This window comes from Geodermatophilus sp. SYSU D00814 (assembly GCF_054050055.1).
The window spans coordinates 56,777-72,929 of record NZ_JBJGYP010000012.1; the positions used below are offsets into that span (position 1 = coordinate 56,777).

The window sequence follows — 16,153 nt, forward strand, 5'->3', positions numbered from 1 at the left end:
GCCGACCGCACCCCCGCCGGGTCACCGGAAGACGACGGTGCTGTTCCCGTTGAGCAGCACCCGCTGCTCGCTGTGCCAGCGGACGGCACGCGACAGCGCCAGCGCCTCGGCGTCCTGGCCGACGGTCGCGAGGGCGCGCGGGTCGTGGGTGTGGTCGATGCGGATGACCTCCTGCTCGATGATCGGCCCCTCGTCGAGGTCGGGGGTCACGTAGTGCGCGGTGGCCCCGACGAGCTTGACGCCGCGGTCGAAGGCCTGGTGGTAGGGCTTGGCGCCCTTGAAGCCCGGCAGGAACGAGTGGTGGATGTTGATCGCCCGGCCGTGCAGGGCCGCGCACGTCTCGTCGGAGAGCACCTGCATGTAGCGGGCGAGGACGACCAGGTCGGCCCGGTGCTCGTCGACCAGCTCGAGCAGCCGCGCCTCGGCCTCGCGCTTGGTCGCCGGGGTGACCGGCACGTGGACGAACGGCAGGCCGGCCGCCTCCGCCATCGGGCGCAGGTCCTCGTGGTTGGAGACGACGGCGACGAGGTCGGCACCGAGGCTGCCCGCGCGCCAGCGGAAGACCAGGTCGTTGAGGCAGTGCCCCAGCCGGGACACCATGACGAGCACGCGCTGCGGCTGGTCGCCGGTGACCTGGTAGGTCATGCCGAACTCGTCGGCCACCGCCCGGAAGTCCTCCGCCAGGCGGTCGGCGTCGGTGGTCTGCTCCGAGCACACGAACGCGGTCCGCAGGAACAGCTGCCCGCGGACGGCGTCGTCGAACTGCTGGTGCTCGACGATGTCGCAGCCGTGCTGGAAGAGGAACGCGGTGACCGCGTGGACGATGCCCGGGCGCTCCTGGCAGCTGAGCGTGAGGGTGAAGGGGTGCGACACGGGTGCCTCCTCAGCACTCGACGACGTTGAGGGCCAGCCCGCCCCGGGCGGTCTCCTTGTACTCGTCCTTCATGTCGGCGCCGGTCTGGCGCATGGTCGTGATCGCCTCGTCCAGCGAGACGTGGTGCCGGCCGTCCCCTCGGACGGCCATGCGCGCGGCGGTGATCGCCTTGACCGACCCCACCGCGTTGCGCTCGATGCAGGGGATCTGCACGAGCCCGCCGACGGGGTCGCAGGTGAGCCCGAGGTTGTGCTCGATCCCGATCTCGGCGGCGTTCTCCACCTGCTCGGGCGTGCCACCGAGGACCTCGGCGAGGCCCGCGGCCGCCATGGAGCAGGCCGAGCCGACCTCGCCCTGGCAGCCCACCTCGGCGCCGGAGATGGAGGCGTTCTCCTTGAACAGCAGCCCGATCGCCGTCGCGGTCAGCAGGAACCGGACGACGCCGTCCTCGGAGTAGGAGTCGAGGAAGTCGCGGTAGTAGTGCAGGACGGCGGGCACGATCCCGGCGGCGCCGTTGGTCGGCGCGGTGACCACGCGCCCGCCGGCGGCGTTCTCCTCGTTGACCGCCAGCGCGTAGAGGGTCACCCACTCCATCGCGCGCAGGGCGTCGGCGTCGTCGCGGTGCTCCTCCAGCCGGGCCCGCAGCGCGGCCGCCCGGCGCCGGACCCGCAGGCCGCCGGGCAGGACGCCGGTGGCCCGCGTCCCCCGCTCCACGCACTCCTGCATCACCGACCAGACGTGCAGCAGGCCCGCGCGGACCTCCGCCTCGGTGCGCCAGGACAGCTCGTTGGCCAGCACCAGGTCGCTGATCCGCAGCCCGGTCTCCCGGGCGTGGGCCAGCAGCTCCCCGCCGGTGCTGAACGGGTACCGCACCGACGTGCGGTCCTCGACGAGCACCGGGTCGCCGGCCTCGTCCTCGTCGAGGACGAAGCCGCCGCCGACCGAGTAGTACGTGCGCCGGCGGAGCTCCGTCCCGTCGGCGCCGACCGCCACGAAGAGCATGCCGTTGCTGTGGAAGTCCAGGCGCCTGCGGCGGTGCAGGACGACGTCGTCGTCCACGGAGAACTCGACGAGGTGCTCGCCGGCCAGCCGCAGCTCGCCGTCGTGGCGGACGGCCTCGACCCGCGGCCGCGCCGCCTCGGGGTCGACGAGGTCGGGCTGCTCCCCCTCGAGGCCCAGCACGACGGCCGGCACGCTGCCGTGGCCGTGGCCGGTGGCGCCGAGCGAGCCGAACAGCTCGCAGCGGACCCGGACCACCCGGCCGAGCACCCCCTCGCGCCGCAGGCGGGCGGCGAAGGAGCAGGCGGCCCGCATGGGCCCGACGGTGTGCGAGCTGGACGGGCCGATCCCGACCGTGAAGAGGTCGAAGGCGCTGATGGTCACCCGGGCCTCCCCTTCGCCCGCCGCGGCGCACCGGCCCGGCGGCGGTAGTACACGGTTGGTATATCAGTGAGTAGGATGACGGTATGTCGATCCCTCTCGCGAGGCAAGACCCCTCGGCGGTCAGCGCCTACGATCTCCGCGTGACCGTGGCACCGTTGGACCTGGACCAGCCGGCCGCCTCGTCCCTCGCGGACCGGGCCTACGTGGCTATCCGGGACCGGCTGATCATGCTCGACATCCGCCCGGGCGACCCGATCGACGACGACGGACTGGCCAAGGACCTCGGCGTCGGCCGCACCCCGGTCCGCGAGGCGCTCAAGCGCCTGGAGGGCGACCGGCTCGTCGTGTCCTATCCCCGGCGGGGCACGTTCGCCACCGGCATGGACATCTCGGACCTGGCGCACATCTCCGACATCCGCGCCCAGCTCGAGCCCCTGGCCGCCCGGCGGGCCGCCGAGCGCGCCACCCGGACGCCACGCCCCGACCTCGAGGAGCTGGCCGCGCACATCGAGCGGCTCGACGTGACCCGGGTCGACCCGACCGAGCTGATGCGCTGGGACCTCGCGGTGCACCGGGCCGTCTACCGGGCGGCCGGCAACCCCCACCTCGAGGACGTCCTGATCCGCTACGACAACCTGGCGACGCGGATCTTCTGCCTGTTCCTCGACCGGCTGCCCACGGTCGACGAGCACGTCGGCGAGCACGTGGAGCTGCTCCGGGCGATCGCCGCCGGCGACGCGGACCGGGCCGACGACCTCGCCCGCGAGCACGTCCTGGGCTTCGAGCGGGCCATCCGCGCCGTCATCTGAGGAAGGACCCCCCTTCCCCCCACGCCTCACTCCGTCCGGCGCGGGCCCCTGGAGGGGGGCCGTTCCAGCACGTCACCTGAGGGCCTCGATCAGCGCCGGATCCTCGTCAGCCCCGGGTCGACGAGCGGCTCGGCGGCGACGGTGGCCGGGATGCGGGTGCCGAAGTACTCGATCTCGACGCCCGTCCCGACGGTCGCCGAGGCGGGTAGCCAGGCGTAGGCGATCGGCCGCCCGACGGTGTGCCCGAAGGCCGCGCTGGTCACGTAGCCGGCCGGTCGCCCGTCGACGAACACCGGCTCGTGCCCGAGGACGACGCTGCGGCCGTCGTCGCTCGTCAGGCACGACAGCCGGCGGCCCGCGGTGTCGGCGCTGCGCCCGGCGAGGGCCTCCTGGCCGACGTACCCCTGCTTCTGCGTGCGGACGGCGAACCCGAGACCCGCCTCGTACGGGTCGTGCTCGGTGGTCATGTCGTGGCCCCAGGCGCGGTAGCCCTTCTCCAGGCGGAGGCTGGTGAAGGCCGCCCGTCCCGCGGCGATCACGCCGAGGTCCTGGCCCGCCCGCCACAGCACGTCCCACAGCCGCTGACCGTGGTCGGCGCCGGTGTAGACCTCCCACCCGAGCTCGCCGACGTAGGACAGCCGCATCGCCGTGACCGGCACTCCCCCGATCCGGGCCCGCTTCGCGCGGAAGTACCTGAGCCCGTCGTTGGTGAAGTCGTCGGCGCTGACCCGCTGCACGAGGTCGCGGGCGCGCGGACCCCACAGGCCGATGCAGCAGGTGCCGCCGGTGACGTCGCGGACCTGCACGCTGCCGTCGTCCGGCGCCTCGCGCAGCAGGAGGTCGTGGTCGAGCGGACCGTTGGCGCCGACCTGGAACAGCTGCTCCCCCAGCCGGGCCACGGTGAGGTCGCTGCGGATGCCGCCGGCCCCGTCGAGGGCGAGCGTGTAGGTCACCGACCCGACGGACTTGTCCATCTCGCCGGTCGTCAGCCGCTGCAGCAGGGCCAGGGCGCCGGGGCCGCTGACCTCGAGGCGCTTGAGCGGCGTCATGTCGTAGAGGGCCACGGCGGTGCGGGTCCGCCACGCCTCGGCCGCCGCGATCGGGGACCAGAACCGCCCGGCCCAGGCGTCGCGCTCCGGCGGCACCCACTCCGCGGGCAGCTCGTCCAGCAGGGGTGCGTTGGCCTCGTACCAGTGCGGCCGCTCCCAGCCGGCGGCCTCGAGGAAGACCGCGCCGAGCTCCTGCTGCCGGGCGTGGAAGGGGCTGACCCGCAGGTCGCGCGGGGACAGCCGCGGCTGCAGCGGGTGGACGACGTCGTAGACCTCGACGAAGTTCTGCTGGGAGGTCTCGCTGACGTACTCCGGGGCGAGCTGGACGTCCTCGAAGCGGTGCACGTCGCAGCCGTGCAGGTCGACCTCGGAGCGGCCGTCGACGAGGAGCTGGGCGACCGCCCGGCCGACCCCGGCGGAGTGGGTCACCCAGACCGCCTCGGCGATCCAAAAGCCGGCCACGTCCCGCGACTCCCCGATCAGCGGGCCGCCGTCGGGGGTGAAGGAGAAGACCCCGTTGAAGCCGGTGTCGATCTTCGAGGCGCGCAGCGAGGGCAGCAGCAGCCGGCTCTCCTCCCAGGCCGGGGCGAAGTCCTCCTCGGTGAAGGGCAGCATCGAGGGCATCGACGACTCCCGCACGCCGTCCCCCTGGGGCAGCTCGCGCAGGTCGACCGGCATCGGCCGGTGGGCGTAGGAGCCGATGCCCAGGCGGTCGGCGCGCTCCCGGTAGTACAGGTCCCGGTCCTGGTGGCGCAGGATCGGCAGGCTCGCCTCGGTGAGCTCGTCGTTGCGACCGACCAGGTCGGGCACCTGGCCGGTCCAGACGAACTGGTGGGCCAGCGGCAGCAGCGGGACGGCCATGCCGACCATCGCGCCGAGCTCCTGTCCCCAGAAGCCGGCGCAGGAGACGACGACGTCGGCGGGGATGACCCCGTCCGGCGTGCGGACGCCGGTCACCCGGCCGCCGGCCTGCTCGATGCCGGTCACCCGGGTCGAGCCCCGGAAGCGGGCGCCCCGTGCCTCGGCGCGGCGCGCGAGCGCGACGACCGCGCGGGACGCCTTGGCCAGGCCGTCGCTCGGGATGTGCAGGCCGCCGAGGATGCGGTCGGGGTCGACCAGCGGGTGCAGCCGCACGCACTCGTCGACGTCGACCACCTGCGCCTCGACGCCCCAGGAGGTGGCCCAGCCCTGCTTGCGGTGCAGGTCGGCGAGCCGCTCCGGCGTGGTGGCGACCTCCAGGCCGCCGACCTGGTTGAAGCACCAGGCGCCGTCGACGTCGAGGCCGAGGAACTTCTCGACCGTGTAGCCGGCGAACGCGGTCATGGTCTTGGAGGCGTTGGTCTGGAAGACCAGCCCGGGCGCGTGCGACGTGGAGCCCCCGGTCAGCGGGAGGGGCCCCTGGTCGACCACGGTGACGCGGTCCCAGCCACGGGCGGTCAGCTCGTCGGCCAGGTTGGCGCCGACGATCCCCGCTCCGATGACGACCACACGAGGCGTGGGGGACATGGCTCTACTCCTGACGGGCGGTGGTGGGGGTGAACTCGAGGGCCGCGTCGAGCAGCCAGTCGGCGAGGTAGCCGGCGAAGGAGGACCGGACGAGGACGACGTGGTCGTCGCCGTCGTCGGAGAGGGCCAGCAGCACGACCCCGGCCCGGCCGAGCGTGGTCTGCGCGCTGCGACCGCGGCCGGACACGCGGGGGTGCAGGTCGATCGCGCAGCCCTTGGCCAGGACGTCGCGCACCCGGGCGCCGGTCAGCCGGAGGCCGGTGCGCTGGGCGGAGACGTCCGTCGCCGAGCCGCCCAGCGGGAGGACGGCGGCGCGGACGCGGGCCTCGAGCTCCTCGGGCGCCTCCGTGGTGCTGGTCAGCAGCCACTCGTCGGGGCCGAGCCAGACGGCCCGCCCGCTGCCGGCCGGCACCCACGTGTCGGGCGCCGTCGGCAGCTCGACGCCGAGCGCCGCCGACGCCTCGGCGCCGACCGCGCCGAGCCGGACGTCGACCGTCGCGACGAACGGCTCGACGGTGACGCCGACGGTGTCGGGCAGTCGCGCGAAGGCGGCGGCCCACGCCTCCAGCGGGTGGGTGCGCAGCAGCTCAGCCATCGCGACGGGCTCCCTCGGGGTCGACCAGCACCGACCCGGTGACCTCGACCGGGACGAGGGTGCCGTTGACGGGCACGTGGACGGTGTCGCCGATGCGCTCCCGGCCGCCCTTGACCAGGGCCAGGGCGAAGGGCCGGGCGAGCTCGGCGCTGCGGTAGCTCGACGTGACGTGGCCGAGCATCGGGACCGGCGGGGGCGGCAGCTCGCCGTCGGCGCGGAACTCCACGATCTGCGACCCCTCGGGCAGCACCGTCCGCCGGTCCACGGGGAGCAGCCCGACCAGCTGCTTGCGCAGCGGGTCGGCGTTGGCCGGCCGCGAGAAGCTGCGCTTGCCGACGAAGTCGGGCTTCTTCTTCGAGACCGCCCACGCCATGCCCAGGTCGTGCGGGGTGACGGTGCCGTCGGTGTCCTGCCCGATGATCGGGTAGCCCTTCTCCGCGCGGAGCACGTGCATCGTCTCCGTGCCGTAGGGCGTGATGCCGTGCGGCCGGCCCGCCTGGAGCAGCCGCTGCCAGACGGCGACGGCGTACCAGGGGCTGACGTAGACCTCGAAGGCGAGCTCGCCGGAGAAGCTGATCCGGGCCAGCCGGACCGGCACGCCCTCGAGGCTGGTGTCCCGCCAGGTCATGAACGGGAACGCCTCGTTGGCGACGTCGACGTCGGGGAAGACGGCCCCGATGACGTCGCGGGAGCGCGGGCCGACGACGGGGAAGGTGGCCCACTGCTCGGTGACCGACGTGCAGTGCACCCGCAGGTCGGGCCACTCGGTCTGCAGCCACTCCTCCATCCAGTCGAGGACCTTCGCCGCGCCGCCGGTGGTGGTCAGGACGAGGAAGCGGTCGTCCGCGATGCGCAGCACCGTGCCGTCGTCGATGACCATGCCGTCGACGCCGCACATGACGCCGTAGCGGACCGAGCCGACCTGGAGGCTGCTGATCAGGTTCGTGTAGAGCCGGTCGAGCAGGACGGCGGCGTCGGGGCCCTGGACGTCGATCGTGCCGAGGGTGGAGCCGTCGAGGATCCCGACGCCGGTGCGGACGGCGGCGCACTCGCGCAGGACCGCGGCCTCCATGTCCTCTCCGGGCCGCGGGTAGTAGCGGGGCCGCTTCCACTGGCCGACGTCCTCGAGGACCGCCCCGGCCGCGACGTGCCACCCGTGCAGGGCGGTGACCCGCTCGGGGTCGAACAGGCGGCCGCGGTCGCGGCCGGCCAGCGCGGCGAAGGCGACCGGGGTGTAGGGCGGCCGGAACGTGGTGGTGCCGGTGTCGGACACCGGGATCCCGAGCAGCTCGGCGGTGATGCCGGAGGTGAGGACGCCGGAGGTCTTGCCCTGGTCGTGCGCGGTCCCGATGGTCGTGTACCGCTTGACGTGCTCGATCGAGCGCAGGCCGGCGCCGACCGCGCGGGTGATGTCGGCGACCGTGGCGTCGCGCTGCAGGTCGACGAACGAGGTGGTCCCCTCGGCGCCGGAGGTGTCCGGCACCCGCCACAGCACCAGGGGCGCGATCGGGGCGACGGGCTCCGGGGCGGCGGGCAGCCGGTCCTCCCCCGCCGGGGCGACCGCCAGGGCGGTCAGTGCCACGCGGGCCTGCCGCTGCCCGTCGGCCAGGCAGCCGGCCAGGTCGAGGACGCCGGCGGCCGAGCCGGCCACGGCCAGGCCGTCGAGCTGCTCCCCCGGGACGAACGCGCCGAGGTCCTCGTCGTAGCGCAGCCGGCCGCGGGCCTGGCTGAACAGGTGCACCGCCGGGTTCCAGCCGCCGCTGACCAGCAGCAGGTCGCACGGGATCGCGCTGGACGCCCCGACCTCGCCGTCGGTGAACGGGGCGACGAGGGCGTGGGTGACCCGCTGCTCGCCGCGGGTGCCGGTGACGACGGCGCCGGACAGCACGCGGATGCCGGCGCGCTCGCACTCCTGCTGACGGTGCGGCGACCCGTCGGGGCGGGCGTCGACCACGGCCTGCACCCGCACACCGGCTCGGGACAGGTCGAGGGCGGCGTCGTAGGCGCTGTCGTTCGTGGTGAACACGACGGCCTCGCGGCCGGGCAGCACGCCGTAGCGGTGCAGGAACGTCCGGGCGGCACCGGCGAGCATGGTGCCCGGGCGGTCGTTGTCGGCGAAGACGACCGGGCGCTCGTGGGCCCCGGTCGCGACGACGGTCGAGCGGGCTCGGATCCGCCACACCCGCTGGCGGGAGACGTGCCGGGGCGCGGCGGCGCCGAGGTGGTCGGTGCGCCGCTCCAGGGCGAGGACGAAGCCGTCGTCGTAGCTGCCGAACGCGGTGGTCCGCTGCAGGTGCAACACCTCCGGGTGCGCGGCCAGCTCGGCGACCGCCGCGGCCACCCACTCCAGGGCCGGGGCGCCGTCGAGCCGGTCGGTGCTGCCCAGCAGCGACCCCCCGGCCTCCGACTGCTCGTCGACCAGCGCGACGCGGGCCCCGGCGCGGGCGGCGGTCAGGGCGGCGGCCAGGCCCGCCGGGCCGGCACCCACGACGAGCACGTCGGCGTGGTGGTGGACGGCGTCGTAGCGGGCGGAGTCGGGGACGTCGGCGAGGCGGCCCTGACCCGGCAGACCGTGCGCGACCAGCCCGTCGGCGAGCTCGACGGTGGTGGCCAGGAGCATCGGCTCGGGGAAGGGCTCCTCGACCTGCACCAGGCCGCCCGGGTCCTCGGCCCAGGCCGCGGCGATGCCGCGCGGCCGGCCGAGCGAGGTGCTCGTGGCGATCGAGTGCCGGCCGGCGGCGAGCAGCGCCGAGGCGAGCGTGTCGCCGGGGTGGCCGGTGAACGCCTGGCCGTCGAAGGTGAACTCGAGGGTGGTGGTGCGGTCGACGCGGCCGCCCTCGGCGGTGCGGAAGGGACTCGTCACGGGGTCACCGGCTCGGTGTCGTCGGGGCGGGAGGCCCGCTCGAAGCGGTAGGTGGCGGTGTCGCGGACGGCGGTGAACCAGCGGCGGCAGCCGGCGGTGTGGTTCCAGCGCTCCGCGAAGCGGCCCTTGGGGTTGTCCCGGAAGAAGACGTAGTGGGCCCACTGCTCGTCGGTGAGAGACGCGGGATCGGCCGGATACGGGACGCCGGCCTGCCCCCCGTAGGAGAACTCGACCTCCTCCCGAGGGCCGCACCACGGGCACGGGATGAGCTGCACGGTGGACTCCTGGAGCTCGGGAGGCAGGGGGTCAGTGGGCGACGGCGGCGGCGCCGTGCTCGTCGACGAGCGCGCCGGTGACGAAGCGGTCGAGGCCGAACGGCGCCACGGTGGGGTGCGGCTCGCCGTGGGCGACGGTGTGCGCCAGGGCCCAGCCGATGCCGGGCGTGGCCTTGAACCCGCCGGTCCCCCACCCGCAGTTGAGGTAGAGGTCGTCGTAACCGGTCCGGCCCACGATCGGCGAGGCGTCGGGGCTGGTGTCGACGATCCCGGCCCAGGTGCGCAGCAGGTGCGCCCGCGCGAACACCGGGAAGAGCTCGACGGCGGCGGCCATCTGCCGCTCGATGACGTGGAAGGCGCCGCGTTGGCCGTAGCCGTTGTAGGCGTCGATGCCGGCCCCCATGACCAGCTCGCCCTTGTGCGCCTGGGAGACGTACACGTGGACGGCGTTGGACATGACCACCGTGGGGTGCACCGGCTCGAGCAGCTCGGAGACCAGCGCCTGCAGCGGGTGGCTCTGGATCGGCACCCGGATGCCGAGCATGTCGGTGAGCACCGAGGTGTGGCCGGCCGCGCAGAGGACGACGGTGCCGGCGGCGATCGTGCCGCGGGTGGTGCGCACCCCGGTGACCCGGTCGCCGTCGGTGGTGAAGCCGGTGACCTCGCAGTCCTGCACGAGGTCGATCCCCGCCTGGTCGGCCCGGCGGGCGAAGCCCCAGGCGACGTAGTCGTGCTTCGCGATCCCGGCGCGCGGCTGGTAGGTGGCGCCCAGCACCGGGTAGCGGATGTCGGTCGAGGTGTTGACGATCGGGCAGACCTTGCGGACCTCGTCGGGCTCCAGCCACTCGGCGTCGACGCCGTTGAGCTTGTTGGCCTCCACCCGCCGCACGCTGTCCCGGACGTCCTGCAGCGTGTGCGCGAGGTTCAGGACGCCGCGCTGGCTGAACAGGATCGGGTAGCCGAGGTCCTCCTCCAGCCCCTCCCACAGCTGCAGGGAGTGCTCGTAGATCGCCGAGCTCTCGTCCCACAGGTAGTTGGACCGGATGATCGTGGTGTTGCGGGCCATGTTGCCGCCGGCCAGCCAGCCCCTCTCCAGGACGGCGACGTCGGTGATGCCGTGGTTCTTCGCCAGGTAGTGCGCGGTGGCCAGGCCGTGCCCGCCGCCGCCGACGATGACGACGTCGTACGAGCGCTTCGGCTCGGGGTTCCGCCACAGGGCGTCGGGGTGCTCGGGCAGGTCCGCGCCCGGGGTGCGGGGACTCATCGGGCGACCTCCGTCAGGTCGGGGTAGAGCGGGTGGCGGCCGGCCAGCCGGGTGACCCGCCCGCGGAGCCCGGCCAGCTGCGCCTCGTCCACCTCGGGCCGCAGCGCGGTGGCGATGACGTCGGCGACCTCGGCGAAGTCGTCGACGTCGAAGCCGCGGGCCGCCAGGGCCGGGGTGCCGATGCGGACACCGGAGCTGACCATCGGCGGGCGGGGGTCGAACGGGACCGCGTTGCGGTTGACGGTGATGCCGACGGCGTGCAGGCGGTCCTCGGCCTGCCGGCCGTCGAGCTCCGACCCGCGCAGGTCCACCAGGACGAGGTGGACGTCGGTGCCGCCGCTGACCACGTCGATGCCCGCCGCGCGCGAGTCGGGCGCCAGCAGCCGGTCGGCCAGGATCCGGGCGCCGGCGAGCGTGCGCTCCTGCCGCTCCCGGAACGCCGGTTCGCCGGCCAGCTTGAAGGCGACGGCCTTGGCCGCGATCACGTGCTCGAGCGGCCCGCCCTGCTGGCCGGGGAAGACCGACGAGTTGAACCTCTTGGCCAGGTCGGCGGTGGCGAGGATGACGCCGCCGCGCGGGCCGCCGAGGGTCTTGTGGGTGGTCGAGGTGACCACGTGGGCGTGCGGGACGGGCGACGGGTGCAGCCCGGCGGCGACGAGCCCGGCGAAGTGGGCCATGTCCACCATGAGGTGGGCGCCGACCTCGTCGGCGATCCGCCGGAACCCGGCGAAGTCCAGGTGCCGCGGGTAGGCCGACCAGCCCGCGACGATCAGCCGGGGCCGCCGCTCGTGGGCCAGCCGCTCGACCTCGGCCATGTCCACGCGGTGGTCACCCGGCCGCACGTGGTAGGCCGCGACGTCGTAGAGCCTCCCGGAGAAGTTCAGCCGCATCCCGTGGGTCAGGTGGCCGCCGTGCGCCAGGTCCAGCCCCAGGATGGTGTCGCCGGGCTGCAGGAGAGCCGACATCGCCGCGGCGTTGGCCTGCGCGCCGGAGTGCGGCTGCACGTTGGCGTACTCGGCGCCGAACAACGCCGTCAGCCGGTCGATGGCCAGTTGCTCGACGACGTCGACGTGCTCGCAGCCGCCGTAGTACCGCCGGCCCGGGTAGCCCTCGGCGTACTTGTTCGTCAGCACCGAGCCCTGGGCCTGCATGACCGCGACGGGGGCGGAGTTCTCGCTGGCGATCATCTCCAGCGTGCTCTGCTGCCGGACCAGTTCGGCGGAGATCGCCTCGAAGACCTCCGGGTCGGCGTCGGCGAGCGACCGGTCGAGCCCGCGGGCGGGCGCGGTCGAGGCCGGCGGAGCCTCGGGGATCTGGACGACCATGCCGACGTCCCTTCTGTCATGGAATGACGCAGAGGACTGGTATATCAGTCGTCGAACACACTAGGGTGGCCGCCGGGCAGGGGTCAAGGGGACCGGGCGGTCGATGTCCCGGGGACCCCGCCGCGGCCGGGTCCACCGTCGCGGTGGTCGACCGCTGCTCCTGCGTCCGCATCCCCCGAGAGGAGATCCAGCCATGGCCCACGAGGTGAGGGGCGTCGTCGCCCGCAGCAAGGGTGCCCCGGTGAGCGTCGAGACGATCGTCGTGCCCGATCCCGGGCCCGGGGAGGCGGTGGTCGACGTCCAGGCCTGCGGGGTCTGCGCCACCGACCTGCACTACCGCGACGGCAACATCAACGACGAGTACCCGTTCCTGCTCGGCCACGAGGCCGCCGGCGTCGTCTCCGCCGTCGGCGAGGGCGTCACCAACGTCGCCGTCGGCGACTTCGTGGTCCTGAACTGGCGGGCCGTCTGCGGGCAGTGCCGCGCCTGCCTCAAGGGGCAACTCCAGTACTGCTTCGACACCCACAACGCCGCCCAGCAGATGACGCTGGCCGACGGCACCGCGCTGTCGCCGGCGCTGGGCATCGGCGCGTTCGCGGAGAAGACGCTGGTGCACTCCGGCCAGTGCACGAAGGTCGACCCCGCCACCCCGGCCACCGCCGCCGGGCTGCTCGGCTGCGGCGTGATGGCCGGCGTCGGCGCCGCGATCCACACCGGCGGCGTGCAGCGCGGCGAGTCCGTCGCCGTCTTCGGCTGCGGCGGCGTCGGGGACGCCGCCATCGCCGGCGCGAAGCTGGCCGGGGCGACCACGATCGTGGCCGTCGACGTCGACGACCGGAAGCTGGCGTGGGCGAAGGCGTTCGGCGCCACCCACACCGTCAACTCCCGCACCACCGACCCGGTCGAGGCGATCAAGGGCGTCACGAACGGGTTCGGCGTCGACGTCGCCATCGACGCCGTGGGCCGCCCGGAGGTGTTCACCCAGGCCTTCTACGCCCGCGACCTGGCCGGCCGCGTCGTGCTGGTCGGGGTCCCCACCCCGGACATGCAGCTGACCCTGCCGATGATCGAGCTGTTCGGCCGCGGCGGGGCGCTGAAGTCCTCCTGGTACGGCGACTGCCTGCCCAGCCGCGACTTCCCGCTGCTGGCCGACCTCTACCGGCAGGGCCGCTTCCCGCTGGCCGACTTCGTCACCGAGACCGTCGGCCTCGACGACGTCGAGCAGGCCTTCGACGACCTGCGCCGGGGCGGGGTCCTGCGCTCGGTCGTGGTGCTCGACAAGTGAGCGCGCCGGCTCCCCCAGCTGCGCGGGACCGAGGACCGGGTGGTCGAGCACGTCCCCGGACCGTGCCCCTCACGGTGACGGTGACCGAGGCCAGGGGTCTGGCGCCGACGCCGGAGCTGGCCGAGCGCCTGTCCGGCCACGGCTTCGGCGTCACGCCGCACCTGTTGGCGCGGCTGGTCCACGGCCGGTCGCACCTGGCCGACGTCGTCGCCCGCCTCGACGCCGCCGGCGTCGACGGCGTGTTCGTGGTCGGGGGCGACGCCGCCGAGCCGGTGGGCCCGTTCCCGGACGCGCTCTCCCTGCTCGAGGAGCTGGCGGCCTCGGCCACTGGGCACGGCAGGTCGCGCTGCGCGGCGTCGGACCGCCGATCCGCGTCGGCATCCCCGGAGCGGTGACGCGCCAGAGACTGGTCCGCATCTCGGCCGGGCTCGGGCTCGGGCAGTCGGCCCGCTCCCTGACGAAGCAGCACGGCCTCCTCTGGCGCTTCCTGCTCCCCCACGGGTACCGGCCGGACCGGCTCGTCGAGCGCCTGGCCCCCGCGCTCGGGCAGCCCGGGCACCACCTGCAGGGCCTCCACCTCTCCACGTTCGACGAGGTGGCGCGGACCGAGGCGTGGCGGCAGGAGTGGCTGGAGCGCCTGTCGGACGTCGGGGGCAGCTGAGCGGCACACCCGCTGCCGTGGCTGCCGGCTCAGCCCGGCAGGCGCCGGGTCAGCCACTCGTGGAAGGCACCGATGTGGTGCTCGGAGGGCACCAGCACGCCGCCGTTCGCGTACGCCCGCGAGGACATCGCCGGCTGGGTGCGCTCGCAGGCCGCGAAGTCCTGCTCGTTGACGCGGTGGAACAGCTCCACCGACCGGGACACGTCCCTGCCCGACTCGACCACGTCGCGGGAGTAGAGCCAGTCGCACTCCACGATCGTGCGGTCCTCCGCGACCGGGAACATGCGGTGGAAGACCACGTGGTCGGGCACGAGGTTGACGAAGACCGTCGGCCGGACCGTGATGGCGTAGTAGCGGCGGTCCTGGTCCTCGGCGACGCCGGGGAGCCGGTCGAAGCCCTCGCTGCCGTCGACGGTGAAGCCCTGGACCTCCTCGCCGAACTCCGCGCCGTGCCCGACGAAGAACTGTGCGGCGTAGCCGTCGGCGAACTCCGGGAGCACCTCGGTGAGCTCCGGGTGGATGGTCGCGCAGTGGTAGCACTCCATGAAGTTCTCGACGATGAGCTTCCAGTTGGCCTTGACGTCGTAGGTGATCCGACGGCCCACCGTGAGCGAGTCCAGCTCGTAGCGGTCGATGGACGCCACGTCGCCCAGCCGCTCGGTGACCGCGCCCACCACGTCGTCCTCGAACGACGGGGGCTCCGCCGCCAGGCACACCCACGCGTACCCCAGCCACTCCCGCAGGTGGACCGGCACCAGCCCGTACTGCACGCGGTCGACGTCGGGCATCTTCGTCAGGTTCGGGGCCGCGACCAGCTTGCCGTCGAGGTCGTAGGTCCAGGCGTGGTACGGGCACTGGAAGGCGCGCTTGACCGCACCGGAGTCCTCCGTGCAGATCTGCGCCCCGCGGTGCCGGCAGACGTTGAGGAACGCGCGCAGCCCGCCGTCGCGGCTGCGGACGACGAGCACGCTCTCCCGGCCCACCTGGACCTTGCGGAAGGAGCCGGGCGTCGGGAGGTCACCGGAGCGCACGACGCAGAACCACATGTCCTCGAAGACGTGGGCCTGCTCCAGCGCGAAGACGGCCGGGTCGGTGTAGTAGTGCCCCGGCAACGTGGAGATGAGGCTCGCGGGCTGGTCGGTGGTGGTCATGCGGCACCTCGGGGTCGCGTCGGGCGGTGTGCGGACTGCGCCGGAAGTCGCACGACCACACGGCCTGCGACCAACCACGGTCGTCGTCCGCCGGCGAGCACCAGACGACCGCCGTGTTGCACATTACTCAGCGGCTCGCGCAAGACGCAACAGCCACACCACAGTCCTCCGCCCGCGGGCCGACCCGCGCTCCGCGGGCGGGCTCAGCGGGACGGGCCGAAGAAGCCCAGCCTCCTGCTCAGCTCGTCGGCGCCGGCCAGCACGCGCCGGGCCAGCCGGGGGAAGTCCTCCGAGGCCATGCGGAAGGACGGCCCCGAGACACTGAGCGCCGCCACCACGTCGCCGTCCGCGCCCCGGACGGGAGCGGCGACGGCACTGAGGCCGACCTCGTACTCCTCGACGGTGCAGCCCCACCCCTGCTCGACGATCCGGTCGAGGTCCTGCCGCAGCAGCTCCGGGTCGGTGATCGTGGCGGGGGTGAACCGCTGCAGGTCCCGGGAGAGCACGCCCTTGCGGACGGCGTCGGGGGCGTGGGCCAGCAGCACCTTGCCGCTCGACGTCGCGTGCAGCGGCGTGCCCTGCCCCACCCAGTTGTGCGTGCTGAGCGCGGCCGGCCCGCGGGCCTGGCTGACGTTCACCGCCCGGTCGCCGTCGAGGATGGCGATGTTGACCGTCTCCTCGAGATCGGCCGCCAGGGCCTCGCAGATCAGCCGCCCCTCCCGGGCGATGTCGAGCTGGGCGGCGGCGGCGCCGGCGAGGCGCACGACGCCGAAGCCGAGCCGGTACTTGCCGCGGTCGGCCAGCTGCTCGACGAAGCCCCGGCTCTCCAGCACCGCCACCAGCCGGAAGGCGGTGGACTTGTGCACCCCCAGCTCGGCGGCCACCTCGGTGACCCCGGCCTCCCCGTGCGCCGCGAGGATCTCCAGCACGCTCAGCGCACGGTCCACGGACTGGACCGCGGCGACCGAGTTCCGCTCTCCGTTCGCACCCTGCGGCCCGCTCATGACCTCAGCGTAGGTGGCCGACGCCACGCTCCCGGCCGCTCTTGACGCGCTCGGCCGCACTCCCGCATGCTGTTGCGTCATCGGCACAGAGTTGCGTTTGACGCAACGA

General features: G+C 74.0%; 14 protein-coding genes. 4 read left to right on the top strand and 10 right to left on the bottom strand.

Translation table 11 applies throughout. The annotated features are described in order from the left end of the window. Positions 1-21 precede the first annotated feature (21 nt). Positions 22-873: a formyltetrahydrofolate deformylase gene (purU, locus tag ACI780_RS11295; protein ID WP_456871928.1), complete on the bottom strand. Its 852-nt coding sequence runs from the start codon at positions 871-873 to the stop codon at positions 22-24. A 10-nt stretch (positions 874-883) separates the two neighbouring features. Next, a complete protein-coding gene (locus tag ACI780_RS11300; RefSeq protein ID WP_457002951.1) occupies positions 884-2,257 on the bottom strand; it encodes an L-serine ammonia-lyase in 1,374 nt (457 codons plus the stop codon). 140 nt (positions 2,258-2,397) lie between these two features. Between ACI780_RS11300 and ACI780_RS11305 the strand changes: the two genes are divergently transcribed. Beyond that, positions 2,398-3,066 (top strand): GntR family transcriptional regulator, encoded by a 669-nt coding sequence (locus tag ACI780_RS11305; RefSeq protein ID WP_456871930.1) that lies wholly within the window; start codon positions 2,398-2,400, stop codon positions 3,064-3,066. An 89-nt stretch (positions 3,067-3,155) separates the two neighbouring features. On the opposite strand, the gene ACI780_RS11310 is transcribed toward ACI780_RS11305, so the two are convergent. From ACI780_RS11310 to ACI780_RS11335, 6 genes are read right to left on the bottom strand one after another with little or no spacing between them, the layout of a single operon-like run. Then, on the bottom strand, positions 3,156-5,621 hold the full coding sequence (locus ACI780_RS11310) for a GcvT family protein (protein ID WP_457002954.1): 2,466 nt from the start codon (positions 5,619-5,621) through the stop codon (positions 3,156-3,158). A gap of 4 nt (positions 5,622-5,625) precedes the next feature. Further along, positions 5,626-6,216 carry a sarcosine oxidase subunit gamma gene (locus ACI780_RS11315; RefSeq protein ID WP_456871932.1) on the bottom strand — a complete coding sequence of 197 codons (591 nt, stop codon included), beginning with the start codon at positions 6,214-6,216 and terminating at the stop codon, positions 5,626-5,628. Beyond that, positions 6,209-9,079, bottom strand: a complete 2,871-nt coding sequence (locus ACI780_RS11320) for a 2Fe-2S iron-sulfur cluster-binding protein (RefSeq protein ID WP_457002956.1) — start codon at positions 9,077-9,079, stop codon at positions 6,209-6,211. Before ACI780_RS11320 ends, ACI780_RS11315 begins: the two co-directional genes overlap by 8 nt. After that, positions 9,076-9,354 (bottom strand): sarcosine oxidase subunit delta, encoded by a 279-nt coding sequence (locus tag ACI780_RS11325; protein ID WP_456871934.1) that lies wholly within the window; start codon positions 9,352-9,354, stop codon positions 9,076-9,078. Before ACI780_RS11325 ends, ACI780_RS11320 begins: the two co-directional genes overlap by 4 nt. A gap of 31 nt (positions 9,355-9,385) precedes the next feature. Continuing rightward, complete coding sequence (locus ACI780_RS11330) at positions 9,386-10,618, bottom strand: sarcosine oxidase subunit beta family protein (protein WP_456871935.1); 1,233 nt, start codon at positions 10,616-10,618, stop codon at positions 9,386-9,388. Next, a complete protein-coding gene (locus ACI780_RS11335; RefSeq protein ID WP_457002959.1) occupies positions 10,615-11,943 on the bottom strand; it encodes a serine hydroxymethyltransferase in 1,329 nt (442 codons plus the stop codon). The genes ACI780_RS11330 and ACI780_RS11335 overlap by 4 nt, the downstream gene beginning before the upstream one ends. A gap of 193 nt (positions 11,944-12,136) precedes the next feature. On the opposite strand from ACI780_RS11335, the gene ACI780_RS11340 reads away from it, so the two are divergent. From ACI780_RS11340 to ACI780_RS11350, 3 genes are all read left to right on the top strand, one after another. Then, on the top strand, positions 12,137-13,228 hold the full coding sequence (locus ACI780_RS11340; RefSeq protein WP_457002961.1) for an S-(hydroxymethyl)mycothiol dehydrogenase: 1,092 nt from the start codon (positions 12,137-12,139) through the stop codon (positions 13,226-13,228). A gap of 74 nt (positions 13,229-13,302) precedes the next feature. Then, entirely contained in the window at positions 13,303-13,623 is a 321-nt protein-coding gene (locus ACI780_RS11345; protein ID WP_457002963.1) for a hypothetical protein, read from the top strand. After that, on the top strand, positions 13,620-13,889 hold the full coding sequence (locus ACI780_RS11350) for a hypothetical protein (protein WP_457002965.1): 270 nt from the start codon (positions 13,620-13,622) through the stop codon (positions 13,887-13,889). Before ACI780_RS11345 ends, ACI780_RS11350 begins: the two co-directional genes overlap by 4 nt. Before the next feature lie 29 nt (positions 13,890-13,918). Here ACI780_RS11350 and ACI780_RS11355 read toward each other — a convergent pair whose 3' ends face one another. Beyond that, the gene (locus tag ACI780_RS11355; RefSeq protein ID WP_457002967.1) at positions 13,919-15,040 is read right to left on the bottom strand and encodes an aromatic ring-hydroxylating oxygenase subunit alpha; all 1,122 of its coding nucleotides are present in this window, start codon (positions 15,038-15,040) and stop codon (positions 13,919-13,921) included. Between the two features lie 203 nt (positions 15,041-15,243). After that, the gene (locus tag ACI780_RS11360; RefSeq protein WP_457002969.1) at positions 15,244-16,044 is read right to left on the bottom strand and encodes an IclR family transcriptional regulator; all 801 of its coding nucleotides are present in this window, start codon (positions 16,042-16,044) and stop codon (positions 15,244-15,246) included. Positions 16,045-16,153: the final 109 nt, after the last annotated feature.

Excerpts from the sequence above, each read along its gene's own strand:
- ACI780_RS11335 (WP_457002959.1), bottom strand. The coding sequence starts at position 11,943 with ATGGTCGTCCAGATCCCCGAGGCTCCGCCGGCCTCGACCGCGCCCGCC.
- ACI780_RS11360 (WP_457002969.1), bottom strand. The coding sequence starts at position 16,044 with ATGAGCGGGCCGCAGGGTGCGAACGGAGAGCGGAACTCGGTCGCCGCG.
- ACI780_RS11310 (WP_457002954.1), bottom strand. The coding sequence starts at position 5,621 with ATGTCCCCCACGCCTCGTGTGGTCGTCATCGGAGCGGGGATCGTCGGC.
- ACI780_RS11355 (WP_457002967.1), bottom strand. The coding sequence starts at position 15,040 with ATGACCACCACCGACCAGCCCGCGAGCCTCATCTCCACGTTGCCGGGG.
- ACI780_RS11330 (WP_456871935.1), bottom strand. The coding sequence starts at position 10,618 with ATGAGTCCCCGCACCCCGGGCGCGGACCTGCCCGAGCACCCCGACGCC.
- ACI780_RS11315 (WP_456871932.1), bottom strand. The coding sequence starts at position 6,216 with ATGGCTGAGCTGCTGCGCACCCACCCGCTGGAGGCGTGGGCCGCCGCC.
- ACI780_RS11340 (WP_457002961.1), top strand. The coding sequence starts at position 12,137 with ATGGCCCACGAGGTGAGGGGCGTCGTCGCCCGCAGCAAGGGTGCCCCG.